Source organism: Vibrio sp. Vb1574 (genome assembly GCF_033338675.1).
In genome coordinates this window covers 320,039-344,932 of record NZ_JAWOTC010000001.1, presented here as the reverse complement: position 1 = coordinate 344,932, position 24,894 = coordinate 320,039, and the positions used below count along the sequence as shown (strand labels likewise).

General features: G+C 45.8%; 23 protein-coding genes. 22 read left to right on the top strand and 1 reads right to left on the bottom strand.

Annotated elements, in window-relative coordinates; genetic code table 11:
- Positions 1 to 30 precede the first annotated feature (30 nt).
- The 11 genes from rpoE to acpS all read left to right on the top strand — a co-directional run bounded on the left by rpoE (position 31) and on the right by acpS (position 9,270).
- Positions 31 to 609 (top strand): RNA polymerase sigma factor RpoE, encoded by a 579-nt coding sequence (gene rpoE, locus R7O12_RS01500; protein ID WP_005380946.1) that lies wholly within the window; start codon positions 31 to 33, stop codon positions 607 to 609.
- Positions 610 to 635: 26 nt separating this feature from the next.
- Positions 636 to 1,262, top strand: a complete 627-nt coding sequence (locus R7O12_RS01495; protein WP_005380944.1) for a sigma-E factor negative regulatory protein — start codon at positions 636 to 638, stop codon at positions 1,260 to 1,262.
- The gene (rseB, locus tag R7O12_RS01490; RefSeq protein ID WP_005380941.1) at positions 1,259 to 2,218 is read left to right on the top strand and encodes a sigma-E factor regulatory protein RseB; all 960 of its coding nucleotides are present in this window, start codon (positions 1,259 to 1,261) and stop codon (positions 2,216 to 2,218) included. The genes R7O12_RS01495 and rseB overlap by 4 nt, the downstream gene beginning before the upstream one ends.
- A 2-nt stretch (positions 2,219 to 2,220) precedes the next feature.
- Complete coding sequence (locus R7O12_RS01485; protein WP_005384575.1) at positions 2,221 to 2,691, top strand: SoxR reducing system RseC family protein; 471 nt, start codon at positions 2,221 to 2,223, stop codon at positions 2,689 to 2,691.
- A gap of 158 nt (positions 2,692 to 2,849) precedes the next feature.
- A complete protein-coding gene (lepA, locus tag R7O12_RS01480; RefSeq protein WP_005380934.1) occupies positions 2,850 to 4,643 on the top strand; it encodes a translation elongation factor 4 in 1,794 nt (597 codons plus the stop codon).
- A gap of 104 nt (positions 4,644 to 4,747) precedes the next feature.
- The gene (gene lepB, locus R7O12_RS01475) at positions 4,748 to 5,647 is read left to right on the top strand and encodes a signal peptidase I (RefSeq protein ID WP_005380933.1); all 900 of its coding nucleotides are present in this window, start codon (positions 4,748 to 4,750) and stop codon (positions 5,645 to 5,647) included.
- A 21-nt stretch (positions 5,648 to 5,668) separates the two neighbouring features.
- Entirely contained in the window at positions 5,669 to 6,346 is a 678-nt protein-coding gene (gene rnc / locus R7O12_RS01470; protein ID WP_005380932.1) for a ribonuclease III, read from the top strand.
- The gene (gene era, locus R7O12_RS01465; RefSeq protein WP_005380931.1) at positions 6,339 to 7,301 is read left to right on the top strand and encodes a GTPase Era; all 963 of its coding nucleotides are present in this window, start codon (positions 6,339 to 6,341) and stop codon (positions 7,299 to 7,301) included. Before rnc ends, era begins: the two co-directional genes overlap by 8 nt.
- A 115-nt stretch (positions 7,302 to 7,416) precedes the next feature.
- Positions 7,417 to 8,148 carry a DNA repair protein RecO gene (gene recO, locus R7O12_RS01460; RefSeq protein WP_006743310.1) on the top strand — a complete coding sequence of 244 codons (732 nt, stop codon included), beginning with the start codon at positions 7,417 to 7,419 and terminating at the stop codon, positions 8,146 to 8,148.
- Positions 8,145 to 8,879, top strand: coding sequence for a pyridoxine 5'-phosphate synthase (pdxJ, locus tag R7O12_RS01455; protein WP_053304135.1), 735 nt, complete (start codon positions 8,145 to 8,147; stop codon positions 8,877 to 8,879). The genes recO and pdxJ overlap by 4 nt, the downstream gene beginning before the upstream one ends.
- Positions 8,880 to 8,889: 10 nt before the next feature.
- Positions 8,890 to 9,270 carry a holo-ACP synthase gene (gene acpS, locus R7O12_RS01450; RefSeq protein WP_012841407.1) on the top strand — a complete coding sequence of 127 codons (381 nt, stop codon included), beginning with the start codon at positions 8,890 to 8,892 and terminating at the stop codon, positions 9,268 to 9,270.
- Between the two features lie 69 nt (positions 9,271 to 9,339).
- Here the strand turns inward: acpS and barA are convergent, their stop codons facing one another.
- A complete protein-coding gene (barA, locus tag R7O12_RS01445) occupies positions 9,340 to 12,138 on the bottom strand; it encodes a two-component sensor histidine kinase BarA (RefSeq protein ID WP_213961250.1) in 2,799 nt (932 codons plus the stop codon).
- A 192-nt stretch (positions 12,139 to 12,330) separates the two neighbouring features.
- Between barA and rlmD the strand changes: the two genes are divergently transcribed.
- The 11 genes from rlmD to R7O12_RS01390 all read left to right on the top strand — a co-directional run bounded on the left by rlmD (position 12,331) and on the right by R7O12_RS01390 (position 24,893).
- The gene (gene rlmD / locus R7O12_RS01440) at positions 12,331 to 13,650 is read left to right on the top strand and encodes a 23S rRNA (uracil(1939)-C(5))-methyltransferase RlmD (RefSeq protein WP_186584657.1); all 1,320 of its coding nucleotides are present in this window, start codon (positions 12,331 to 12,333) and stop codon (positions 13,648 to 13,650) included.
- Positions 13,651 to 13,773: 123 nt separating this feature from the next.
- The gene (gene relA / locus R7O12_RS01435) at positions 13,774 to 15,993 is read left to right on the top strand and encodes a GTP diphosphokinase (RefSeq protein ID WP_005393896.1); all 2,220 of its coding nucleotides are present in this window, start codon (positions 13,774 to 13,776) and stop codon (positions 15,991 to 15,993) included.
- 349 nt (positions 15,994 to 16,342) lie between these two features.
- Positions 16,343 to 17,146 (top strand): nucleoside triphosphate pyrophosphohydrolase, encoded by an 804-nt coding sequence (gene mazG / locus R7O12_RS01430; protein ID WP_206959987.1) that lies wholly within the window; start codon positions 16,343 to 16,345, stop codon positions 17,144 to 17,146.
- 205 nt (positions 17,147 to 17,351) lie between these two features.
- Positions 17,352 to 18,992 (top strand): CTP synthase, encoded by a 1,641-nt coding sequence (locus tag R7O12_RS01425; RefSeq protein ID WP_021034029.1) that lies wholly within the window; start codon positions 17,352 to 17,354, stop codon positions 18,990 to 18,992.
- A gap of 78 nt (positions 18,993 to 19,070) precedes the next feature.
- Positions 19,071 to 20,372 (top strand): phosphopyruvate hydratase, encoded by a 1,302-nt coding sequence (eno, locus tag R7O12_RS01420; RefSeq protein ID WP_005383785.1) that lies wholly within the window; start codon positions 19,071 to 19,073, stop codon positions 20,370 to 20,372.
- 548 nt (positions 20,373 to 20,920) lie between these two features.
- Positions 20,921 to 21,202: a cell division protein FtsB gene (ftsB, locus tag R7O12_RS01415; RefSeq protein ID WP_005380907.1), complete on the top strand. Its 282-nt coding sequence runs from the start codon at positions 20,921 to 20,923 to the stop codon at positions 21,200 to 21,202.
- Between the two features lies 1 nt (position 21,203).
- Positions 21,204 to 21,911, top strand: coding sequence for a 2-C-methyl-D-erythritol 4-phosphate cytidylyltransferase (gene ispD / locus R7O12_RS01410; RefSeq protein ID WP_005380898.1), 708 nt, complete (start codon positions 21,204 to 21,206; stop codon positions 21,909 to 21,911).
- 14 nt (positions 21,912 to 21,925) lie between these two features.
- Positions 21,926 to 22,402: a 2-C-methyl-D-erythritol 2,4-cyclodiphosphate synthase gene (gene ispF / locus R7O12_RS01405; protein WP_005380896.1), complete on the top strand. Its 477-nt coding sequence runs from the start codon at positions 21,926 to 21,928 to the stop codon at positions 22,400 to 22,402.
- A 45-nt stretch (positions 22,403 to 22,447) separates the two neighbouring features.
- Entirely contained in the window at positions 22,448 to 23,491 is a 1,044-nt protein-coding gene (gene truD, locus R7O12_RS01400) for a tRNA pseudouridine(13) synthase TruD (protein WP_005380895.1), read from the top strand.
- Positions 23,491 to 24,267 (top strand): 5'/3'-nucleotidase SurE, encoded by a 777-nt coding sequence (gene surE, locus R7O12_RS01395; protein WP_005380894.1) that lies wholly within the window; start codon positions 23,491 to 23,493, stop codon positions 24,265 to 24,267. Before truD ends, surE begins: the two co-directional genes overlap by 1 nt.
- Positions 24,267 to 24,893, top strand: coding sequence for a protein-L-isoaspartate(D-aspartate) O-methyltransferase (locus R7O12_RS01390; RefSeq protein WP_005380892.1), 627 nt, complete (start codon positions 24,267 to 24,269; stop codon positions 24,891 to 24,893). Before surE ends, R7O12_RS01390 begins: the two co-directional genes overlap by 1 nt.
- The last annotated feature ends 1 nt before the right edge of the window (position 24,894 follow it).

The window sequence follows — 24,894 nt, the reverse complement described above, 5'->3', positions numbered from 1 at the left end:
GGGGCATAACAAATAGGAGTATCCGCTCGAATGAACGAGCAGCTGACCGATCAAGTATTGATTGAGCGAGTTCAGAATGGCGATAAGCAAGCATTCAACCTGTTGGTAACAAAGTACCAGAATAAGGTATGTAATCTTATTTCCAGATACGTTAGTAATCCTGGCGATGTACCAGATGTAGCACAAGAAGCGTTTATTAAAGCTTACCGAGCTATCCCTAGCTTTCGTGGGGAAAGTGCGTTTTATACGTGGCTGTATCGCATTGCAGTGAATACTGCGAAAAATCACATTGTTGCTCAAGGGCGTAGACCTCCAGCGACAGATGTCGATGCTGAAGATGCTGAATTTTACGAAACAGGTAGTGCACTTAAAGAAATATCGAACCCTGAGAACTTAACGTTGTCCAAAGAATTGCAACGGGTGGTGTTCAGTGCAATCGAAGCTTTACCTGAAGATTTAAAAACCGCAATGACATTACGAGAGCTCGATGGCTTGAGTTATGAAGAAATTGCAGAAGTGATGGATTGCCCGGTAGGAACGGTACGATCGCGTATCTTCCGTGCTCGTGAGGCGGTGGAAAAGAAAATCAGACCTCTTTTGCAACGCTAGTACAAGTAATAACTATGGTGAAAATAATGGCTGACAAAGAAAAACTTTCAGCTCTCATGGATGGAGAATTGGTCGATAAGGCTTTAATTCAAGAGTTAGAGCAAGACCAAGAGAGCCGTGATGCTTGGCAGAACTATCACCTGATTGGTGATGTGATGCGAGGCGAAGCGCCAGCAAAACCTGAGTGGAATATTGCTGAAAGCGTGGCGTTAGCGTTAGAAGATGAACCTGCACACCGTGCGTTTGATTCGCACAGTGCAAATGTTATCTCAATTGCGGATACGCCAAAAGAGTCGCAACCAGAACCGCAAAAAGCAAAACGTCAGTTGCCAGGTTGGTTGACGCAGTTTGGTCAAGTTGCTGTTGCTGCATGTGTATCGCTTGTTGTTATTTTAGGTGTACAGCAGTACGGTGGTAGCGATTCAATGTCGCCGCAAACAGATCAATTACCTGTATTGCAGACGGTTCCGTTTGCTGGCAGCGCAGAACCAGTGAGTTTGACTCGTGAGTCTGTAGAACGTTCTGTAGGCGAGGCAAATATGCAAGAGCAGCGCAAGCGTGTTCATGCTATGCTGCGAGACTACGAATTGCAGTTACGAATTAACAGTGATGCATCTCAACAAGATGCAAATCTGAATCCGGATATTGAATGAAAAAATTTCTGATCAGCGCTTGCGCTCTGTTCAGTATGATGTCTTCTCAAGCCTTTGCTGGTGATAAGCCAGCGGAGGCTTTATTGCATCAAATGAGCGAGGCGAGTAAGAATTTAAGTTACGAACTCTCTTATATCCTTATCAAAAAGAACAGCATTGAGCCGTTGCTGTATCGTCATGCCACGCATGGTGACGATCAATATGCTCATCTTGTCTACTTAAGTGGCCCTGTGCGTGAAGTGATTCGTCGCGGAACTGAAGTAAGTTATATCGAAACGGGTTTAGAACCATTCACCATCGAGTCAGGTAAAATGGTCGCTCCGACTATGCCTATGCTCAACACCAATATCGATGAGCTAAACTTGTATTACGACTACGTAAAAGTGGGTAGAGCTCGTGAAGCTGGTGTGGCAACACAAGTGCTGCGTATTGTTCCTAAAGACGGTCTGCGCTATTCATACGTACTATGGATCGATGAGAAGAGTAAATTGCCGTTACGTGCCGACCTTGTGGACCGCGATGGTGAGATGCTTGAACAATATCGCACTATTTCTTACACGGTAAACCCAAAAATCGCAGAGTTAATGAGTGGCCTGCAAGATGTTCAATTACCTGCTGTTCTCACCATGCCAAAAGGCGATATTGGGACCAGTAATTGGCAGGTTGGTTGGATCCCTGAGGGTTTCGAGCCGAACGAGCTCAACCGCTATCGTATGGCCGTTACTAACCAAATGGTGGAGAGCCAGCTGTATTCTGATGGTCTGTTTAGCTTCTCTGTTTACGTAGCAAACAAGGATGAGCATTCGTTAAAAGGGCAGTTGGTTCGCCAAGGCAGAAGAACGCTACACAGTTTTGTGAGTGGTCAACATGAAATCTCTGTTGTAGGAGACATTCCACCGACCACAGCACAGCGTATCGCCCAATCAGTCACATTTAATGTAACAAAGAGTAAATAACAATGATGACCGCGTTGGCTACCGTGACAGACGTGCATCGTCGCGGCAAGCAATACGAAATTGATTTAAGTTGCGAACAGCAGACCAGTTGCAGTAGTTGCTCTTCACAGAAAAGCTGTGGAACGGGCGTTGTTACTAAAGCCATTGGTAACAAGAGTTTATCTTGGCACCTGCGCACGGATAAATCGGTGAAAATAGGTCAAGTCGTCGAGATTGGTTTTCCTGAGTCGAGCCTAATAAAATCAGCAATGGCGGTTTATTTACTGCCATTGTTTGGTTTGATTATCGGTGCGATGTTTGGTCACTTCCTATTAGCGCCGCTGACAGCCGGCGGGGAAGGCATCATCATATTGGCATCGGTATTGTTTGCCGCTGGTGGAATGTGGATCGCAAAACGTGTTTCTCGTCCGTTAGAAGATGAATCCAAGCGCCAAGTTACCCTCGTTCGGGTACTTGGAGAGCCAATCCAGTAAGTGCTGTCCCCCTCCACTAAAGGTTATTTGGGTATGTACTTTAAATTACGTGCGCCCGTTAACGAAATTCGGTAGAATCTGCCAACTTGATTGAAATGCCGTCAGTAGATGGCGTTTCTTACTGTCCCTATTTGTAAAGAGTTAGTCACCCTAAATCTATGAAGCACATTCGTAACTTTTCGATTATCGCCCACATCGACCATGGTAAGTCGACCCTATCAGACCGTCTAATCCAAGTTTGTGGCGGGTTAACCGATCGTGAAATGGCCGCACAGGTTCTGGATTCTATGGATCTTGAACGTGAGCGTGGCATCACCATCAAATCTCAGAGTGTGACGCTAAACTACACCGCTAAAGACGGTGAGACGTATCAGCTGAACTTCATCGATACTCCGGGGCACGTTGACTTTGCATATGAAGTATCACGTTCTCTAGCGGCTTGTGAAGGTGCGCTATTGGTTGTGGATGCGGGTCAAGGTGTTGAAGCTCAAACACTGGCTAACTGTTACACCGCGATCGAAATGGATCTAGAGGTTGTGCCAATCTTGAACAAGATTGACCTACCAGCAGCCGATCCTGAGCGTGTAGCGGAAGAAATTGAAGAAATCGTTGGTATCGATGCAATGGAAGCAACCCGCTGTTCTGCGAAGACAGGCATTGGTGTTGATGACGTTCTAGAGAACATTGTGTCAGCGATTCCAGCACCGGAAGGTGATCCAGATGCGCCACTACAAGCGCTGATCATTGACTCATGGTTTGATAACTACCTTGGCGTTGTTTCTCTAGTGCGTATTAAAAACGGCGAACTGAAGAAGAACGATAAGATCAAAGTGATGAGTACGGGCCAAGTTTGGGGTGTAGACCGCCTTGGTATCTTTACGCCAAAACAAGTAGATACCGATACCCTTCGTACTGGTGAAGTAGGTTGGGTTGTTTGTGGCATCAAAGACATTCTTGGTGCCCCTGTTGGTGATACGCTGACTCTAGCGAAGAATGGTTGTGATAAACCGCTACCAGGCTTTAAGAAAGTTAAACCTCAGGTTTACGCAGGTCTGTTCCCTGTATCTTCCGACGATTACGAAAACTTCCGTGACGCACTAGGCAAACTAAGCCTTAACGACGCATCGCTATTCTACGAGCCAGAAAACTCTGCGGCACTTGGCTTTGGTTTCCGTTGTGGTTTCCTTGGCATGTTGCACATGGAAATCATCCAAGAGCGTCTAGAGCGTGAATACGACTTGGATCTTATTACCACAGCACCAACGGTAGTTTACGAAGTTGAGAAGACGGATGGCGATCTGCTGTATGTTGATAGCCCAGCAAAACTACCAGCGATCAATGATATTGAAGAAATTCGTGAACCGATTGCGCGTTGTAACATCCTTGTGCCTTCAGAGTACCTAGGTAACGTAATCACACTGTGTGTTGAAAAGCGAGGCAGTCAAGTTGATATGGTTTACCACGGTAACCAAGTCGCTGTGACTTACGATATTCCAATGGCTGAAGTGGTACTGGATTTCTTCGATCGTCTGAAATCAACATCACGCGGTTACGCATCTTTGGATTACAACTTCCAGCGTTTTGAAGCTTCGAACATGGTACGTGTAGACGTTCTTCTTAACGGTGACACTGTTGATGCATTGGCGATGATCACACACAAAGATCAGTCTCAGACTCGCGGTCGTCAGTTGGTAGAGAAGATGAAAGAATTCATCCCTCGCCAAATGTTTGATATCGCAATCCAAGCGGCAATTGGTAACCACATTATCGCTCGTTCAACGGTAAAACAGTTGCGTAAGAACGTTATTGCGAAATGTTACGGCGGTGACGTAAGTCGTAAGAAGAAACTTCTGAAGAAACAGAAAGAAGGTAAGAAACGCATGAAGCAGATCGGTAACGTTGAGCTGCCTCAAGAAGCGTTCCTAGCCATCCTTCACGTAGGTAAAGACTAAAGTTGAACTTTGTCTCACACTTGTCGGTCTTAAGACGTTAGATATTAAAATAAGTGAAAGGGTTTCGGCTCTTTCACTTTCGTATTTTTAGATAAGGGAATTTAATGGCGAATACATTCTCACTGATGTTGGTTATTGCGACTTTGGTAACTGGCGTGGTTTGGCTATTGGAAAAGCTGGTTTTCGCGAAAAAGCGTCAGGAAAAACTGGCTGAGATTCAAGCTCAGACGTCTAATGGTTTGGATGCAGTGACCTTGCAAAAAGTTGAGCGTCAGCCTTGGTGGGTTGAAAATAGCGTCTCTATTTTCCCTGTGATCGCGTTCGTTTTAGTATTACGTTCTTTTATCTACGAACCATTTCAAATCCCGTCAGGCTCAATGATGCCTACCTTGCTGGTTGGCGATTTCATTTTAGTTGAGAAGTACGCGTACGGTCTAAAAGACCCAGTATGGCGTACTCAGCTAGTGGAAACTGGTAAGCCTGAGCGTGGTGATATCGTGGTATTCAAATACCCACCACAACCAAGTGTGGACTACATTAAGCGTGTAGTTGGTTTACCTGGTGATATCGTGCGTTATTCAAGTGATAAGCAGCTTTGCGTGCAAAGCCAAGGCGAATCGGCATGTAAGCCAGTTAAACTGAGCAATGTTGAAGAAAGTCAGTTTAGCTCGAACGGTATTCCAATGATCCAACTGGATGAAAAATTGGGTAACGTTGAGCACAATATTTTGGTTAACCCTCTTGTGCGTAACCGCGTGGAGCAATATTTCCCACGCAGCGGAACGACAGAGTGGGTTGTACCACAAGGTCAGTATTTTGTGATGGGTGATAACCGTGACAACAGTGCTGACAGCCGTTACTGGGGCTTTGTTCCAGAAGCAAACTTAGTCGGTAAAGCTGTCGCGATCTGGATCAGCTTCGAGTTTGATCGTGGCGCAGATAGTGTTCTACCTTCATGGATTCCAACTGGTGTGCGTTTTAACCGCATCGGTGGCATTCACTAACCATTCAAATATCGAGAGAGTATGAATTCTCCAATTGATAAACTAGAGAGAAAGCTCGGCTACCAGTTTCAAGATGCCGGGCTTATCAATTTGGCGCTGACGCACCGCAGCGCCAACAGTAAGCACAATGAACGTCTTGAGTTTCTGGGCGATTCAATTTTAAGTTTTGTCATCGCTGATGATCTGTACCATCGTTTCCCAAAAGTGAACGAAGGTGACATGAGCCGCATGCGTGCTACTTTGGTTCGCGGACATACATTGGCGGAACTGGGTCGTGAATTCGATCTAGGAGATTATTTAAAATTAGGTCCAGGTGAATTGAAGAGTGGCGGTTTTCGCCGAGACTCTATTTTAGCCGATGCGGTTGAAGCCATTATTGGCGCAATTTACCTAGACAGTGATCTTGAAGTTGTGCGAGGCATTGTACTGAGTTGGTATCAGTCACGCCTTGAAGCCATTAAACCAGGCGTTTCACAGAAAGATCCGAAAACTCGCCTACAAGAGTTCCTACAAGGCAGAAGAAAACCGCTGCCTGTCTACACAGTGACTAATATTAAAGGTGAAGCGCACAACCAAGAGTTCACGGTTGAGTGCGAAGTAGCAGGTGTGGATAAGCCTGTAATCGGTAAAGGCACCAGCCGCCGCAAGGCAGAACAAGCGGCTGCTGAAACAGCACTTGAGCAATTAACAAATGGCTGATAACGAATTCGATATCGATGCGTTTTTCGCATCACAAGGTGAGCCAAGCTCGCCAGAAAACCAACACTGTGGCTTTATTGCTATTGTTGGTCGTCCAAACGTAGGTAAGTCGACACTTTTGAACAAGATTTTGGGTCAGAAGATTTCGATCACCTCTCGTAAGCCGCAAACGACACGCCACCGTATTATGGGTGTGGATACGGACGGCGATTACCAAGCGATTTACGTCGACACGCCTGGACTTCACATTGAAGAAAAGCGTGCGATCAACCGTTTGATGAACCGTGCTGCTAACTCGTCATTGAGTGATGTAAACCTTGTGTTCTTCTTAGTCGATGGTACGCATTGGACTAAAGACGATGAGATGGTACTGACCAAACTTCAAAAATCGAACTTCCCAGTTGTGCTTTGTGTAAACAAAGTCGACAACGTACAAGATCGTAACGACGTGATGCTACACATGGCGGAGATGTCGAAGAAGATGGACTTCGTGGATGTTGTGCCAATCTCTGCCAAGCAAGGTAAGAACATTGACGTACTACGTAAGCACGTGCGTAATCACTTACCTAAAGCAACGCATCACTTCCCAGAAGAATACGTGACTGACCGTTCTCAGCGTTTTATGGCGTCTGAGATTGTGCGTGAAAAGCTGATGCGCTTTACTGGTGAAGAGCTGCCATACTCAGTAACGGTTGAGATTGAACGTTTTGATTACAACCCAGAAACCGACGGTTTCCACATCAATGCCTTGATTCTTGTTGAGCGTAATGGCCAGAAGAAAATGGTGATTGGCAAAGGTGGCGAGAAGATTAAAACCATTGGTCGCGAAGCGCGTTTAGATATGGAAGAATTGTTCGGTCGTAAGGTTTACCTAGAAACTTGGGTAAAAGTGAAATCTGGCTGGGCAGACGACGAACGAGCGTTGCGATCGTTGGGTTATATAGACGATTTATAATCTTGGCTGCGAAGGTGCTTCGCTCCAACATCGATGAAAAATCAGTATCGATTAAAATAAGGAGCCGCTCGGCTCCTTATTTTTTATTTCACACTTTTTAGGCACAATGACTTAGATGAGTAATCTGTCTTCCGAAGGTTTACAGCGCTGTTTTGTATTGCACCGACGCCCTTACAGTGAATCGAGCTTAATCCTTGATGTATTTAGTGAGGAATATGGCCGAATGACTTTAATGGCCAAAGGCGCGCGCAGTAAGCGTTCGAACTTAAAAGGCGCATTGCAACCTTTTACCCCGCTATTACTTAAATGGTCGGGGAAAGGCTCAATGAAAACTTTGCGTCAAGCCGAGCCGATAAGTCTAGGTTTGCCGTTAACGGGCATTAATCTCTACTCAGCCATGTACGTCAATGAACTGATTGGCCGTATTTTGATGGCTGAAGTGCCGATGCCAGCACTATTTCATGATTATTTGCATGCGTTAACCGAGTTGGCGCACAACGAGAACCCTGAGCCTGCACTGCGTCGTTTTGAGTTAGCCTTGCTGTCTTCGATGGGGTATGGCGTGGATTTTTTGCATTGTGCAGGTACCGGCGAGCCCGTCGATCCAGAAATGACCTATCGTTACCGGGAACAGAAAGGGTTTATTGCTTCGGTTAGGCGCGATAACCTCACGTTTTTAGGGAATGAACTGATTGCTATCAGTGAGCGGCGGTTCGTCACTAAAGAGCAGCTAAAAGCGGCAAAACGCTTTACACGTATAGCCTTAAAGCCGTATCTTGGCGGCAAACCTTTAAAAAGTCGTGAATTTTTCATTCAGACCCCCAGAGCACGGAGTAACGGAAAATGAGCTCAATTTATTTAGGCGTCAATATCGACCATATTGCCACTCTACGTAATGCACGTGGTACAAAATACCCAGATCCTGTTCACGCTGCTGAAATTGCTGAGCGTGCAGGCGCGGACGGTATCACTATCCACTTACGTGAAGACCGTCGCCATATTTTGGATCGTGATGTACGTATTCTGCGTGAAACCATTCAAACGCGTATGAATCTAGAGATGGCAGTGACTGACGAAATGGTTGATATTGCGCTGCAAACTAAACCAGAGTTTGTGTGTTTAGTGCCTGAAAAGCGTGAAGAACTGACGACGGAAGGTGGCTTAGATGTAGTAGGGCAGCTAGAAAAAATTAAAGCTGCGACGAAAAAGCTGACAGATGCAGGCATTAAAGTTTCGCTATTTATTGATGCTGACCGTCAACAGATTGAAGCTGCGAAAAAGTGTGGCGCTCCGTTTATTGAGCTACATACTGGCCACTATGCAGATGCGACGACAGAAGACGAACAGCAAGCTGAACTGAAGAAGATTGCCGCTGGTGCGAGTTATGCACATGATCTAGGTATTATTGTTAATGCCGGGCATGGCCTGACTTATCACAATGTCGCACCAATTGCTGCATTACCAGAAATTTACGAACTCAACATTGGTCACTCAATCATTGGTCGCGCAGTATTTGATGGTTTAAATAAAGCGGTTGCTGACATGAAAGCACTGATGATTGAGGCTCGCCAGTCATAGGGCTATCTAGATGGCGATTATAGGGTTAGGGACCGACATTGCAGAAATTGAGCGTATTGAAAAAGCGTTAGCTCGTAGTGGTGAACCTTTTGCTCAGCGGATTCTTTCAGAAGAAGAAATGGCCAAATTCTCACAGCTTAAGCTGCAAGGCCGTTATCTTGCTAAGCGCTTTGCAGTCAAAGAAGCGGCCTCAAAAGCATTGGGAACAGGGATAGCAAAAGGGGTCACGTTTCACGATTTTTCCATCTCGAACGATGCGCTTGGAAAACCAGTGCTCGCATTGACGGGCACAGCCAAGCAAATAGCGGATGCGATGGGCGTTAACCACATTCACCTGTCCATTTCCGATGAGCGTCATTACGCTGTGGCGACGGTTATTTTTGAATCCTAGCTTGTAAGTCTTAAACAAAATACTAAAAAGCCAGAGCATTTGCTCTGGCTTTTGTTTCTCTTCAATAGATCACTGTTCAAGGTATAACTTTGCGGTTGTTGTTACTTTAATCATTTCATCTTGCAGCTCGAACATTTCAGGCTCAACTTCCTCAAGACTGACCCCTGAGCGCAGTGCTTGCTCAAGCGTCGCACAGAGTGACTTCAGTCTTGGAACGCCACAATATGAACTACTGCCGTGCAGCTTATGGATGACATGAATTAGGTCATCACGGGAGATATCTTCTTGCTCCAGAGCTTGGTCAACGACTGCTTCTACTTCAGGGATGAACTCAATCAACATGCGCAGCATGTCTTTAGCGAGATCCTCTTTATTCGCGCTCTGTTTTAAGGCTGCTTGCCAATCAATAATCACATCCTGCTGAGGCGAAGAAACGGATTGTGGTGCGCTTCCTTCAGGTTCATCAACGTATGAAGGGGCGACTTTGCCAATGCTCTCTGTACAAGCATTTGGGTTCCAGTGAACCAAAACCTGTTGTAGCACATGCTCTTCAATAGGTTTGGTCAAATAGTCATCCATTCCTGCCGAGAGCAAGCGGTCTCGTTCCCCTGCCATGGCATGCGCCGTTACCGCAATCACTGGCGTGTCTTTATTTAGCTCCAACTCTTTAATGTACTTACAAGCGGTCACCCCATCCATTTGTGGCATTTGAATATCCATGAAGATTAAATCGTACTTTTTCTCTGTCGCCAGGTTCACCGCTTGCTGGCCATTGCTACAGGCGGTGACGGTTTCTACTCGTTCGCGGAGCAGTGCAGAGATCAGCTTCAAGTTTGCAGGGTTGTCATCCACTGCTAGTACAGTGAGAGGTAAACGGTCCCCTTCGCTTGGCGTAATTGGAGCGCTTAATACAGGTGGCGATTCTACATGTTCGCTAATCAGGCTTTGTAGCAACTTACGGCGAGACAATGGCTTCGTCAGGCACTGGACGTGATGCTCTGTCATTATTTGGTCCGCAAGCGCTAATTCGGTACTCGGTGTCCCTAGGAGAACACTCGGAGCCATACGTTTCGCTTGTTCTATCCAAGGTGTAATAACTTCCGCATCGTGAGTCTGGTTGGCCGCTAAATTCAACAATACATAATCATATTGTTCTTCGTTGTTTGGTAGCGAAGAGCGGTAGGTTACTAAAATACCCTCCTGACTAAGAATCTGTTGGGTTACGGATGCGGCTTGCATGTTTGGTTCAATCAGCAGTAACTGCTTCCCAGTCAGAAGTTCCACTTCAATCAGTTCGCTCATTGGCATCTCGGTTGAGTGCAAGCGCACCGTAAACCAGAAGGTTGAACCTTGGTGTAGACGGCTGGTTAAACTGATTTCGCCGCCCATCTGGCTCACCAGTTTCTGAGTGATGACCAGACCAAGGCCAGTACCGCCGTAACGACGTGAAATACTTGCATCTGCTTGGCTAAAGGCTTGGAACAACTGCGCTTGCTGACGCTCAGAGATACCAATACCTGTATCACGCACCATGAATTGCAGTTCGACGGAGTCTCCTGATTGAGAGCGCATTTCTACGCTAACATCAATGTTGCCTCGCTCGGTAAATTTGATTGAGTTACCGACTAAGTTCGTCAAAATTTGCTGGATACGTAGTGGATCCCCAACTAAACCTGGTGGAATTTTAGGGTCCACTTTTAGGGTAATTTCTAACCCTTTCTCATGTGCACTTGTGGCTTGTAGGTTAATTACCTCTTCTAAACTTTCTCGGAAATCAAAAGGAATGTTTTCCAGCGCCAGCTTACCCGCTTCAAGTTTCGAGAAGTCGAGAATGTCATTGATGATATTCAGCAAGTTGTTCGCCGATTTCTCAATCGTCTGTAGGTAATCCGTTTGGCTGTTAGAAAGCTGCGTTTTAAGCATTTGACGAGTAAAGCCAATCACCCCATTGAGCGGAGTACGCAGCTCGTGCGACATGTTCGCCAAGAACTCTGACTTAACCCTGGCCGCTTCTTGCGCGCGTTTCTTCGCGATATCCAGCTCAACGTTCTGAATTTCTAGCTGCTCAAGCGTTTCACGTAAGTCGGACGTGGCTTGGTCTATACTGTGCTGCATCTCCACGTGATATTCTGATAACGATACCGCCATGGCGTTGATGCCATTTTTTAGCTGGTCTAACTCCCCGTGCATTTTGCCTTCGATACGCACATCCAGATGACCGCGGCGAATGCGGTCAACGACATTCTTCATGTGGGTGATAGGTTGGGTCACATCGTGCATTAGACGTGAAGCAAACACACTTGCTAAGCCAAGACCGAGAACCAGAACTAAAAACGCAGAGAAGACTTCTTGATACTGTTGCAGCCTCAAGGAGGAGAGATCTAACTCGACGGCGATGTAACCAATCGCTTTTGTGCCTTGGCTTTCGTTCGACAACTCCGCTAAGTAGTGACCTTCTGACAAAATGGGGACACGCAATATCAGTGAGTTTTCGTAGATTTCCGAATTACCCAGTTGCGGGATCGGTTTATCTTTGGGAAACATCAAGGCTTCAAAATTAGGATGAAAGTTAGAGGTTACAAAGAGCTCATGATGTTCATCAAATACCGCGATACTACGAACCAGTTTGGAGTTTTTACGGTGCGCGTAGCTTATCAAGCGACGTACCGCCTCTCGGCTTTCTGATAGTAGATGAGTTTCACTGGCAATCGCCAGCGGCTCAATAATGCTGTTACCAGTGGTGATAACTTGTTTCTCAAGGTCTTGGTAGCGGTTAAATGAGAAAAAGCCGCTCAGTAATAAACCAATAATGAGAGTGGGAGCGAGAGTTAGTGTAATTACACGTGCTCGTAAGCCATATCTGGTCATGTTATCTAATTACATCGGAGTCTGGATATGGGAAAATAACGCATTATTTCTCAAGCGCACGATAAAGCCTTGAGCAAAGAAGTGACGTCACCGAATAAACGGTAAGCATAATCAAGTCACTCGAATCACACAACGGCTGCAATCAAGAATAGTGAAGCCGAAGAGCAATTACACATAAATCAGGCATAGAGCATGGCACGCATCTTTCAACCGAAAAAGAAAACCCAACTCAATACTCGGCACCAAGCAGTGCAAGTAGAGCGTTTAGATCACCACGGCGCAGGCATTGCTTACCTCAAAAAGAAGCCATTGTTTATTGATGGAGCACTGCCGGGTGAGGAGGTGGTCACTCAATTGGTGGAAGAAAAGAGCAAATACGCTCGCGGTAAGTTGATTAAAATCCTTAAGCCGAGTGAAGCTCGTGTGGAGCCATTTTGCCCACATTATAATGAGTGCGGTGGCTGTGATTTGCAGCATCTAGATTATGACCAACAATTGACGTACAAACAGCAAACGTTGCGTCAGCTAATGCGAAAATTTTCAGGCAGTGACATTGAACTAGATGCCCCGTTATTGGGATATTCGCAGGCCTACCGTCGCCGTGCGAGAGTGAGCTTGTTTGTTGATAAAAAAACACGTCAGCTACATTTTGGTTTCCGTAAAAAGCAGAGTAAGCAAATTGCGCAAGTGACCGATTGCCCAGTGCTGGCACCGGAACTGAATGTTTTGCTGCCAGAGATTTACTCAGCCCTAAAAGCGTTCAAAAAGCCGGAACAATTGGGTCATGTAGAGCTGGTACTTGGTGATAATGGTCCGTGTATTACGCTGCGCCACTTGAGCGCTCTGACAACGAGTGAAACTCAATCTCTAACGGAGTTGGCAAAACGTCATGGCGCATCGTTGTACTTAATGCCATCGACAGAACAATTAGACCTTATCGAAGGCGATATGCCTTTTTATCAAGAAGTTGGAGTGAAAATCCCTTTTGCACCAAATAACTTTATTCAAGTAAACCAAGGTGTAAACCAACAAATGGTCAAACAAGCGGTTGAGTGGTTAGACCCACAAAAGAGTGACCGAGTGTTAGATTTGTTCTGTGGTTTAGGCAACTTTAGTTTACCAGTTGCGAAATTAGCTAAGTACGTGGTTGGAGTAGAGGGTGTTGCAGAGATGGTAGAAAAAGCCACAAACAATGCATCTTTGAACCAAATCAATAACGCGCAATTTTATCACGCTAACCTTGAGCAAGATTTTGAAGGCCAAGCCTGGGCCGCAGAGCGGTTTGATAAAGTATTATTAGACCCGGCACGCGCGGGAGCGAGTGGGATCATCGATCAAGTTTCTGAGCTTGGCGCACAGCGTGTAGTTTATGTTTCTTGTAATCCTGCTACCCTTGCTAGGGATAGTCAAAGCTTGATAGAGCAAGGCTATAAATTAACTAAATTAGGTATGCTGGACATGTTCCCTCATACCAGTCATCTAGAATCGATGGCATTGTTTGAAAAGTCCTAACTTTAGGACTTTGACCCCTTATTTGTGGTGGGTGGTCATAAAGCCAGCGTGTACGCGCGGTAAAAAGAACTAACCTGGACGGTGTTAGTCAAACCACACGAATATAATAATTAGGATGATGAGATGGTTGCGGTAAGAAGCGCGCATTTAAACCAAGATGAACAGTTTGAACTCGAAAACTGGGTGGCTAGCCTAGGACAAGAGAAAAACACAGCCTCACGCTTAATCGAAGTATATCGAGATTGCCAGACGGTATTAGCTGATAACGAGCAAGCGGAGCTGTTGTTGTGGCGTGGACGAGAAATGATCGAAATTTTGATCACCTTGTCTATGGATCAAGCCACTTTAGTGGCTGCTCAACTGTTTCCTTTGGTTTCAAGTGGTGCTTTTAACAGAGAAATTCTGGAAGAGAAATACAGCAAAGAAATCATAAAATTAATCGACGGCGTTGAAGAAATGGCTGCTATTGGCCAACTCAACGTCAACATGGAAGGCAGTGCAGCGTCATCTCAGGTAGATAACGTACGCCGTATGCTGCTTGCCATGGTGGATGACTTCCGCTGCGTAGTTATCAAGCTCGCGGAACGAATTTGTAATCTTATTGAAGTTAAAAAAGCGCCAGATGAAGTTCGACGTGCGGCGGCAAAAGAGTGTGCCAACATCTATGCGCCGCTAGCAAACCGATTAGGCATCGGTCAGCTGAAATGGGAAATTGAAGATTACGCTTTCCGCTACCAACAACCGGAAACTTACAAACAAATTGCCAAACAGCTTTCTGAGCGACGCATTGTTCGTGAACAGTACATCAAAGACTTTGTTGAAGACCTCACGCACGAAATGGAAGTGTCGGGCATCAATGCGGAAGTGAGTGGTCGACCTAAGCACATCTACAGCATTTGGCGAAAAATGCAGAAAAAGAGTTTGGCCTTTGATGAGCTGTTTGATGTGCGAGCAGTGCGTATCATCGCAGACAAACTGCAAGATTGTTATGCGGCTTTAGGCGTAGTTCACACCAAATACAAGCACCTACCGAGCGAGTTTGATGACTACGTTGCTAACCCTAAACCAAACGGTTATCAATCGATCCATACAGTAATTCTAGGGCCAGAAGGCAAAACCATCGAGATCCAGATTCGTACCAAGCAAATGCATGAAGAGTCGGAACTGGGGGTTGCAGCGCACTGGAAATATAAAGAAGGGGCAAGCAGCCGAAGCGGTTATGATGAGAAAATCACGTGGCTGCGTAAGCTATTGGATTGGCAAGAAGAAATGTCTGACTCTGGCGAAATGCTCGATGAGCTGCGTAGCCAAGTCTTTGATGACCGTGTTTATGCCTTTACACCACGTGGTGATGTTGTCGATTTGCCAATGGGGGCAACGCCGCTAGATTTTGCCTATCACATTCACTCCGAAGTGGGACACCGTTGTATCGGTGCCAAAGTCGGAGGTCGTATTGTGCCGTTCACGCATAAATTACATATGGGTGACCAAGTCGAGATTATCACTCAGAAAGAACCTAACCCATCACGTGACTGGTTAAACCCATCATTAGGCTTCGTTCATTCTGGTCGTGCGCGTGCCAAAATTAACGCCTGGTTCCGAAAACAAAGCCGTGAGAAGAACCTCGAAGCAGGTCGTGAAATCCTTGAGCATGAGTTAGCCAAAATTGGCGCAACGTTAAAAGATGCAGAGCATTACGCCCTCAAGCGGTTTAACGTCAAAACACCAGATGAATTGTATGTTGGGGTAGGTAGCGGTGATTTGCGCATCAACCAAATCATTAACCATATTAACGCGTTAGTTAACAAGCCAACGGCAGAGGAAGAAGACCAGCAAGCACTGGAAAAACTGCAAGAAGCTGAGCATAAATCACCCGCGCAAAGCCGACCGAAAAAAGACGCAGTTGTAGTAGAAGGCGTCGATAACCTAATGACACATCTAGCACGTTGCTGTCAGCCAATTCCAGGTGATGATATCTGTGGTTACATCACGCAAGGTCGCGGCATTTCAGTACACCGTAGTGACTGTGAACAGTTAGAAGAACTGCGCCATCATGCGCCAGAGCGTATCATTGATACTGTCTGGGGCAGCGGCTTCGTCGGGTCATACATCCTCACCGTCCGTGTTGAAGCGATGGAGCGAGGTGGTCTACTCAAAGACATTACGACACTGTTCGCCAACGAAAAGATCAAAGTGACCAGTATGAAGAACCGAGTCGATTACAGACGTCAACTTGCCATCATGGACTTTGACCTAGAAGTCACCAATATTGAGGTGCTTTCGCGGGTTTCGAAACGTGTGGAACAGATCAAGGATGTCATGACGGTGAAACGCCTCGGCTAAAACTCTCGTCATAGTTATCGTTGTAGCGTTGTTGACTGCACGCACTCGCTCCATCACATGGTGAACCATGCTCAGGAGTCTCGTTTGTTTGTCGCCTAGCTACAACTTCAACTATTTACAGAGTTACACTTGCGTCATATTTGGCTTTTTATCTGCGTTAGCTGCACTTATTCCGACGTGCCGGCTCAGGGGCATCACATAGTAGGCTATGCTCAGGAGTCGCGAAAACTTGTTGCCTTGTCAAAGTAACAATTACTTAGTGAAAGCTGCTGAGAAAATATAATGTAGAAGGTGAGTGGTTTTGGCTGCTCACCTTTTTCTTTAATAGAAAGGTTTAAAGGAACAAAAAATGAGTCATCCAATTGAACAATTAGAACAAATCATGGCGAAGTTGCGTGACCCAGAAAACGGTTGCCCTTGGGACTTAAAACAAACCTTTGACACCATCGTTCCGCATACAATAGAAGAAACCTACGAGGTGGTGGACGCGATTCAAAATCGAGATTGGCCCAATCTAAAAGAAGAGCTAGGGGATTTGTTGTTTCAGGTGATTTTTTACAGTCAGCTAGCGAAAGAGCAAGAGCTGTTCGACTTTTCGGATGTCGTCGAAACCGTGAACGAAAAACTGACTCGTCGCCACCCGCATGTTTTTTCAGATGTTGAGTTTGAATCTGACGAGGAAATTAACGCGAACTGGGAAGCGGAAAAAGCAAAAGAAAAAGCCCTAGTAGGCAAAGCGGAAGAAAGTATCCTAGACTCAATACCAAACTCTTTGCCGGCACTTTCTCGTGCTACAAAAATTCAGAAAAAATGTGCAAAATTTGGGTTTGATTGGGATTCACTTGGCCCGGTTGTCGATAAAGTACGAGAAGAAATTGACGAAGTCATGGAAGAGGCACTGCAAGTTCAGCCCGATGAAGAGAAAGTTGAGTTGGAGCTCGGTGATTTGCTATTTGCGACTGTCAATTTGGCTCGCCACCTTGATAAAAACCCAGAAGTCGCACTAGGAAAAGCAAACGTAAAGTTTGCGCGACGTTTTAAACAAGTTGAAGGCAAGGCCCAGCAGTCAGGCAAAGTACTTACAGATTGTTCTTTATCAGAACTTGACCATTTTTGGGATGAAGTAAAACAAGAAGAATCGAGGCAGAGGTAAACTGGCAGAATACATAATATAAGGTCAGCTTGTTTGGTTACACGAAAACGGACTTTGGTTTGTCTTTGCTCACTTTGATTTGAAGCAAAAAATAAAAAATTACGGTGTGATAGATTTCACGTTGTGGCGGTAAGGAGCTTCTGGTATATTTATCTCCCGTCCAGAAGCACTCCATTTCCCTCATTCAACCAATTTCAGGTTAAACATGACGACAAATTACATTTTTGTTACTGGCGGGGTTGTATCCTCTCTAGGTAAAGGTATTGCAGCAGCATCTCTTGCGGCTATTCTAGAAGCTCGTGGTCTTAAAGTGACTATGATGAAGCTTGACCCTTACATCAACGTTGACCCGGGCACAATGAGCCCTACTCAGCACGGTGAAGTGTTCGTTACAGAAGATGGCGCAGAGACTGACCTTGACCTTGGTCACTACGAGCGTTTCATCCGTACCAAGATGACCAAGCGTAACAACTTCACTGCAGGTCGTGTTTATGCCGACGTACTTCGTAAAGAACGTCGTGGTGACTACCTAGGCGCAACTATTCAAGTTATCCCTCATATCACTAACGCAATCAAAGATCGCGTTATTGCAGGTTCTGAAGGCCATGATGTGGCTATCGTTGAAGTTGGCGGTACTGTTGGTGATATCGAATCACTACCATTTATGGAAGCGATTCGTCAGCTAGCTGTTGAGCTAGGCCGTGAGCGCGCAATGTTCATGCACCTAACACTTGTTCCTTACCTAGCGGCAGCGGGCGAAGTGAAAACTAAGCCGACGCAACACTCTGTAAAAGAACTTCTATCTATCGGTATTCAGCCAGACATCCTAGTTTGCCGTAGCGATCGCGTTATTCCTGCGAATGAGCGTAAAAAAATCGCACTGTTCTGTAATGTTCCAGAAAAAGCAGTAATTTCAATGAAGGATGTAGACTCTATCTACAAGATCCCTCAGTTGATTAAATCTCAAGGTCTAGATGACCTTGTGTGTGCTCGCTTTGGTATTACTGCTCCTGAAGCAGACCTTTCTGAATGGGAACAGGTTATCTACGAAGAAGCAAATCCTACTGGTGAAGTAACCATCGGTATGGTTGGTAAATACATTGAATTACCAGATGCATACAAATCTGTGAACGAAGCGCTTAAACACGCTGGCTTGAAAAACCGCCTAAGCGTCACAATTAAGTATGTAGACTCACAAGATATCGAAACAAAAGGCGTTGAACTTCTAGAAGGTTTGGACGCAATCCTAGTACCAGGTGGCTTCGGCGATCGTGGTATTGAAGGCAAGATCCGTGCGGCTCAATATGCACGTGAAAATAACGTGCCTTACCTAGGTATTTGTTTGGGTATGCAAGTTGCACTAATCGAATACGCGCGTAACGTTGCGGGTATGGAAGGTGCACATTCAACAGAATTTAACAAAGAGACGAAGTACCCTGTGGTAGGTTTGATCACAGAGTGGGTAGACGAATCAGGTAGCGTAGAAGAGCGTACTGAAAAGTCTGACCTAGGCGGTACGATGCGTCTTGGTTCACAGCTATGTCACCTAGAGAAAGGGACTAAAGCTCGTGAACTGTACGGTAGCGCGACGATCCATGAACGTCACCGTCACCGTTACGAAGTGAATAACGTGCTTCGTCCGCAAATCGAAAAAGCAGGCCTAAAAGTATCAGGTCTATCTGCGGACAAGAAGTTAGTGGAAATGATTGAGAACCCAGCTCACCCATGGTTTGTAGCGGCTCAGTTCCACCCAGAATTCACCTCGACTCCTCGCGATGGACATCCATTGTTTGCAGGTTTTGTTAAGGCTGCGGGCCAAAACGCACGCGGCGAATTCGAGAAGTAAAAGGATACGGGCGGCGGCGAAGGTTGTGCTGCTGCCCTTTAAGATTGACATTTATATTTGAAACGAGAGGAAACATTAATGTCTAAGATCGTTAAAGTTCTAGGTCGTGAAATCATCGACTCACGTGGTAACCCAACTGTAGAAGCTGAAGTACACCTAGAAGGCGGTTTCGTAGGTATGGCGGCAGCTCCATCTGGCGCATCTACTGGTTCTCGCGAAGCTCTTGAGCTACGTGACGGTGACAAAGCACGTTTCCTAGGTAAAGGTGTTCTTAAAGCAGTTGAAGCTGTAAACGGCCCAATCGCTGAAGCTCTAGTTGGCAAAGACGCTAAAGACCAAGCTGCAATCGACGCAGTAATGATCGAACTAGACGGCACTGAAAACAAATCTAAATTCGGTGCTAACGCTATCCTAGCTGTTTCTCTAGCAAACGCTAAAGCTGCTGCTGCTGCGAAAGGCATGCCTCTATACGAGCACATCGCTGAGCTAAACGGCACTGCAGGTCAGTTCTCTATGCCTCTACCAATGATGAACATCATCAACGGTGGTGAGCACGCAGACAACAACGTTGACATCCAAGAGTTCATGATCCAACCTGTTGGCGCTAAGACTCTTAAAGAAGGTCTACGTATCGGTGCAGAAGTATTCCACAACCTAGCTAAAGTTCTTAAGTCTAAAGGCTACAGCACTGCAGTTGGTGATGAAGGTGGTTTCGCTCCTAACCTTAAATCTAACGCTGAAGCTCTAGAAGTTATCGCAGAAGCTGTTGCAGCTGCTGGTTACGAACTAGGTAAAGACGTTACTCTAGCTATGGACTGTGCTGCATCTGAGTTCTTCGACAAAGAAGCTGGCATCTACAACATGAAAGGCGAAGGTAAAACTTTCACTTCTGAAGAGTTCAACCACTACCTAGCTGAGCTAGCTAACCAATTCCCAATCGTTTCTATCGAAGACGGTCTAGACGAGTCTGATTGGGATGGCTTCAAGCACCAAACTGAACTACTAGGTGACAAGCTTCAACTAGTAGGTGACGATCTATTCGTTACTAACACTAAGATCCTTGCTGAAGGTATCGAGAAAGGCGTAGCTAACTCTATCCTTATCAAGTTCAACCAAATCGGTTCTCTAACTGAGACTCTAGCTGCAATCAAGATGGCTAAAGACGCAGGTTACACAGCAGTAATCTCTCACCGTTCTGGCGAAACTGAAGATGCAACTATCGCTGACCTAGCGGTAGGTACAGCAGCAGGTCAAATCAAAACTGGTTCTATGAGCCGTTCTGACCGTGTTGCTAAGTACAACCAGCTAATCCGTATCGAGGAAGCACTAGGTGAGCGCGCTCCTTTCAACGGTCTTAAAGAAGTTAAAGGTCAAGCTTAATTCTTCACTAAATTAGCAGCTTAACTTAAAGCTTTTAAAACACCCTGCTTTGGCGGGGTGTTTTTTTATATAACGGAAGCGCTAAGTGAGCGCGCTCCTCCATGTTTCAAGGAAGCGGTCTTAAAGAAGTTAAAGATCAAGCTTAATTCTTAACTGAGTTAACGGCTTAACTTAAAGCTTTTGAAAACGCCTCACACTTGCGGGGCGTTTTTTTATACAACGGAAGCGCTAAGTGAGCGCACTCCTCCATGTTTCAAGTAAGCGGTCTCAAAGAAGTTAAAGATCAAGCTTAATTCTTATTGAGTAAAGTTTCGCTAAATAGCTTTTTGAAACCATCGCTACGGCGGTTTTTTGTATTTATAGGTTTGTATTTTTGGCTCTTACTTTGGTCATGGGTAAGGAGCGCTTCCTATGAGCTTGTTTCATTTTGCTGCTTATTTCTTGTAAGGAGCGTGTGAGTCTCCCTTTCTCCCCTAGAGGCAACCTCGCATTTATGCTATATATGTCACCTTATCTAATTCCTTCCGGTACAGAATGTTAGCAGCGATATGCGAATCTTTGTTATAGCCCTTACGCTACTGTTTGGCTTGCTTCAATACACTCTATGGTTTGGTAAAAACGGAGTGTCTGACTACTACACAGTAAAAGATGAAATTGAAGTTCAGCAACAAGTGAACAGCAAGCTACAAGCTCGCAACAATGAAATGTTCGCTGAGATTGATGACTTAAGGCAAGGTCTTGATGCGATTGAAGAACGTGCGCGTCATGAGCTCGGTTTAGTTAAAGATGGCGAGACTTTTTACCGCATTATAGGTGAGGAAAACCATTAAAATGTTGGATATGAACTCATCGCATATCGCAATTGTGCCTGCTGCTGGTGTGGGTAGCAGAATGAAGGCAGATCGCCCTAAGCAATATTTATTGATCGAAGGTAAGGCGGTACTGGAACATACCGTAGAGAAACTGCTTTCTCACCCAAATATTTCTAAGGTTGTCGTTGCCATTACTGACGGCGACCCATATTACCCAGAATTGTCCATTGCTAAGCGCCCAGATGTGATTCGTGTAGCTGGTGGTAAAGAAAGAGCAGACTCTGTGTTATCAGGGCTAAACTATGTCAATGAGCATCTGGAAAGCGAGTGGGTATTAGTTCACGACGCTGCAAGGCCATGTGTATTAACATCCGACATTGACCGTTTGATTGATGTTTGCTGCGCCCACTCAACGGGTGGCATTCTCGCATCTCCTGTGAGAGATACAATGAAGCGAGCAAACGCAGTACAAGATATCGATCATACGGTAGATAGAGAAGCATTGTGGCATGCACTTACTCCACAAATGTTTAAAACTCAGCAGCTTACTCAAGCACTGGCTGACGCATTAGAACAGGGTGTAACCATTACCGATGAAGCCTCGGCTTTGGAATGGCTAGGCGAGAAGCCAGCCTTAGTTCAAGGGAATGCGAACAATATAAAAATCACTCAGCCAGAAGATCTTGCGTTAGCCGAGTTTTATCTAAGCCGTGAGCGCGGCGAATAAAGAAAGGATAGAAAATGATTCGAATTGGTCATGGTTTCGATGTACATAAATTCGGTGGTGAAGGCCCAGTCATTATTGGTGGTGTAGCAATCCCTTATGAGCAAGGTTTGATTGCACACTCAGACGGCGATGTAGCGTTGCATGCGTTAACGGATGCTCTGCTGGGCGCGATTGCTGCCGGCGATATTGGTCGTCATTTCCCAGATACGGATGATAAATGGAAAGGCGCAAACAGTCGTGAACTACTGAAAGACGTTTACCGTCGAGTCAAAGAGCAAGGCTACCGCCTTGGCAATGCTGATGTAACCATCATGGCACAAGCGCCTAAAATGGCACCACACATTGACGCAATGTGTGCGGCAATTGCCGAAGATCTAGAAACCGACATTAGTAACATCAACGTAAAAGCGACGACGACAGAACGTCTCGGTTTTACCGGACGCAAAGAAGGTATTGCAACGGAAGCCGTTGTACTTCTGTTTAAGCAATAACTAGCAATTTGCTCTTCTAAGCTGTGATATCAGCGGAAACACATCATGTCAGACATTTTATCTTCATTGGCTTACCTAACGGGTAAGCCAGTTGCATCGGCAAAAATCAAAGCGCAGCCAGAGCACTTTCAGGTTCGCGAAGATTTAGGTTTTGCCTTTACGGGCGAAGGCGAGCACCTAATGGTTCGTATCCGTAAAACGGGCGAGAACACCAGCTTCGTTGCTAACGAGTTAGCAAAAGCCTGTGGTGTTAAGTCGAAAGACGTTAGCTGGGCGGGTCTTAAAGACCGTCATGCGGTGACGGAACAGTGGTTAAGTGTCCATTTACCAAAAGGTGAAACGCCAGATTTTTCAGCGTTTTTGGCTCAATACCCAAGTATCGAAATCCTTGCAACAGATCGTCACAATAAAAAACTGCGTCCTGGTGACCTAGTAGGGAACGAGTTCGTGGTTACTTTGTCTGAAGTGACAGATATAGCGGATGTAGAGCAACGTCTTGAAAAAGTGAAACAAGTTGGCGTGCCAAACTACTTTGGTAGTCAGCGTTTTGGTAACGATGGTAACAACCTTGAAGAAGCACGTCGATGGGGACGCGAAAACGTTCGTACCCGCAATCAAAACAAGCGCAGCATGTATTTATCAGCGGCTCGTTCGTGGATTTTCAACCGCATCGTTTCAGCTCGTCTAGAGAATGGTGTGTTTGATAAGTTCATTGATGGTGACATTGCACAGACGAATTCTGGCACTCAGTTGATTGATGCAAACAACATAGCTGCTCTGCAAGTGCAATTTGCGCGAGGTGAAGCGGCAATTACCGCTGCGCTTGCTGGCGATAATGCACTGCCTACTCAAGCCGAGGCTCTGGCATTAGAGCAACCGTTTTTAGACGAAGAGCCTGACCTCATGGCGCTGATTCGTGGTAATCGCATGCGCCACGACCGTCGCGATATTGCGCTGAAGCCAAAAGATTTAGCTTGGACGGTTGAAGGTAACAACATTACGTTGACTTTCTCACTGGATGCGGGATCTTTTGCGACCTCTATTGTTCGTGAGTTAGTTAATGAGGTTGAAGTAGAAAGAGAATACTAATGGAACAGGATTCACGAAACCCGAAGCCCTTAAGGGTCTTAATCAGCAATGATGATGGTGTTCATGCTCAAGGGATTCATGCCCTCGCTGATGAGTTGAGAGATATCGCCGAAGTGACCATTGTCGCACCTGATCGAAATCGTTCAGGTGCTTCGAATTCACTCACATTAGAACAACCATTACGCGTGACTGAAATTGCCCCAAATATCTACTCAGTGCAAGGCACGCCCACGGATTGTGTGCATTTCGCGCTGAATGAGCTAATGAAAGATGATTTGCCTGATCTTGTTCTGTCAGGAATCAACCATGGCGCTAATTTGGGTGATGATGTTCTTTATTCTGGAACAGTAGCAGCCGCCATGGAAGGTCATTTCCTTGGCGTTCAGTCGGTGGCTTTTTCTCTAGTGGGTAAGCGACATTTCGAATCCGCCGCTAAAATTGCACGTCAAATTGTACAACAGCATTTAGCGTCGCCGATTCCAACGAATCGTCTACTGAACGTAAACGTGCCTGACTTACCATCAGAGAATTTAGGTGAAATTGAAGTTACGCGTTTAGGTGCACGTCATCACGCAGAGAATATGATCAAGCAGAAAGATCCGAGAGGCCATGACATTTATTGGTTAGGGCCACCAGGAAAGGAGCAAGATGCAGGAGAGGGCACGGACTTTTATGCAATTGAGCATGGCCGAGTTTCAATGACGCCTCTGCAAGTTGATCTCACCGCTCACGAGTCGCTGCGTGCTATGGATAGTTGGTTAAAGGAAGAGAAGTAATGAGTAACCCACATGCTGACAGGTTGATAGCGTTTCTTATCTCCAGTGGCATCAAAGACCAAAGAGTTCTGGATGCTATCCAACGCTTGCCACGAGAAAGCTTTGTTTCTCAAGCGATGATGCACCAAGCCTATGATAACAATGCGTTACCAATTGGTCAGGGACAAACTATTTCTCAGCCTTATATCGTTGCGCGTATGACCGAGTTGCTTGAGCTAGAGCCGGCGAGTCGTGTTCTGGAAATCGGAACGGGATCGGGTTATCAAACCGCGGTACTGGCGCAAATTGTTGATCATGTATACTCCGTTGAGCGAATTAAATCGTTGCAATGGGAAGCAAAGCGTCGCCTGAAGCAATTGGATATTTACAATGTTTCAACTAAGCATGCTGATGGGTGGCAGGGCTGGGAAGCGAGAGGTCCTTTCGATGCTATCATTGTTACCGCTGCCGCTGAAGTGATTCCCCAAGCTCTTCTCTCACAATTAAGAGATGGCGGCAAAATGGTCATTCCTGTTGGAGATACGGAGCAACAGTTATTAAAAATAGAGCGTAAGGGAGACGAATATCTCTCTACCGTTGTAGAAATGGTTCGGTTCGTACCTCTGGTTGCGGGTGATTTAGCTTAAG

Coding starts and splice junctions, on each gene's coding strand:
- rpoE (WP_005380946.1), top strand. CDS start 31: ATGAACGAGCAGCTGACCGATCAAGTATTGATTGAGCGAGTTCAGAAT.
- R7O12_RS01495 (WP_005380944.1), top strand. CDS start 636: ATGGCTGACAAAGAAAAACTTTCAGCTCTCATGGATGGAGAATTGGTC.
- rseB (WP_005380941.1), top strand. CDS start 1,259: ATGAAAAAATTTCTGATCAGCGCTTGCGCTCTGTTCAGTATGATGTCT.
- R7O12_RS01485 (WP_005384575.1), top strand. CDS start 2,221: ATGATGACCGCGTTGGCTACCGTGACAGACGTGCATCGTCGCGGCAAG.
- lepA (WP_005380934.1), top strand. CDS start 2,850: ATGAAGCACATTCGTAACTTTTCGATTATCGCCCACATCGACCATGGT.
- lepB (WP_005380933.1), top strand. CDS start 4,748: ATGGCGAATACATTCTCACTGATGTTGGTTATTGCGACTTTGGTAACT.
- rnc (WP_005380932.1), top strand. CDS start 5,669: ATGAATTCTCCAATTGATAAACTAGAGAGAAAGCTCGGCTACCAGTTT.
- era (WP_005380931.1), top strand. CDS start 6,339: ATGGCTGATAACGAATTCGATATCGATGCGTTTTTCGCATCACAAGGT.
- recO (WP_006743310.1), top strand. CDS start 7,417: ATGAGTAATCTGTCTTCCGAAGGTTTACAGCGCTGTTTTGTATTGCAC.
- pdxJ (WP_053304135.1), top strand. CDS start 8,145: ATGAGCTCAATTTATTTAGGCGTCAATATCGACCATATTGCCACTCTA.
- acpS (WP_012841407.1), top strand. CDS start 8,890: ATGGCGATTATAGGGTTAGGGACCGACATTGCAGAAATTGAGCGTATT.
- barA (WP_213961250.1), bottom strand. CDS start 12,138: ATGACCAGATATGGCTTACGAGCACGTGTAATTACACTAACTCTCGCT.
- rlmD (WP_186584657.1), top strand. CDS start 12,331: ATGGCACGCATCTTTCAACCGAAAAAGAAAACCCAACTCAATACTCGG.
- relA (WP_005393896.1), top strand. CDS start 13,774: ATGGTTGCGGTAAGAAGCGCGCATTTAAACCAAGATGAACAGTTTGAA.
- mazG (WP_206959987.1), top strand. CDS start 16,343: ATGAGTCATCCAATTGAACAATTAGAACAAATCATGGCGAAGTTGCGT.
- R7O12_RS01425 (WP_021034029.1), top strand. CDS start 17,352: ATGACGACAAATTACATTTTTGTTACTGGCGGGGTTGTATCCTCTCTA.
- eno (WP_005383785.1), top strand. CDS start 19,071: ATGTCTAAGATCGTTAAAGTTCTAGGTCGTGAAATCATCGACTCACGT.
- ftsB (WP_005380907.1), top strand. CDS start 20,921: ATGCGAATCTTTGTTATAGCCCTTACGCTACTGTTTGGCTTGCTTCAA.
- ispD (WP_005380898.1), top strand. CDS start 21,204: ATGTTGGATATGAACTCATCGCATATCGCAATTGTGCCTGCTGCTGGT.
- ispF (WP_005380896.1), top strand. CDS start 21,926: ATGATTCGAATTGGTCATGGTTTCGATGTACATAAATTCGGTGGTGAA.
- truD (WP_005380895.1), top strand. CDS start 22,448: ATGTCAGACATTTTATCTTCATTGGCTTACCTAACGGGTAAGCCAGTT.
- surE (WP_005380894.1), top strand. CDS start 23,491: ATGGAACAGGATTCACGAAACCCGAAGCCCTTAAGGGTCTTAATCAGC.
- R7O12_RS01390 (WP_005380892.1), top strand. CDS start 24,267: ATGAGTAACCCACATGCTGACAGGTTGATAGCGTTTCTTATCTCCAGT.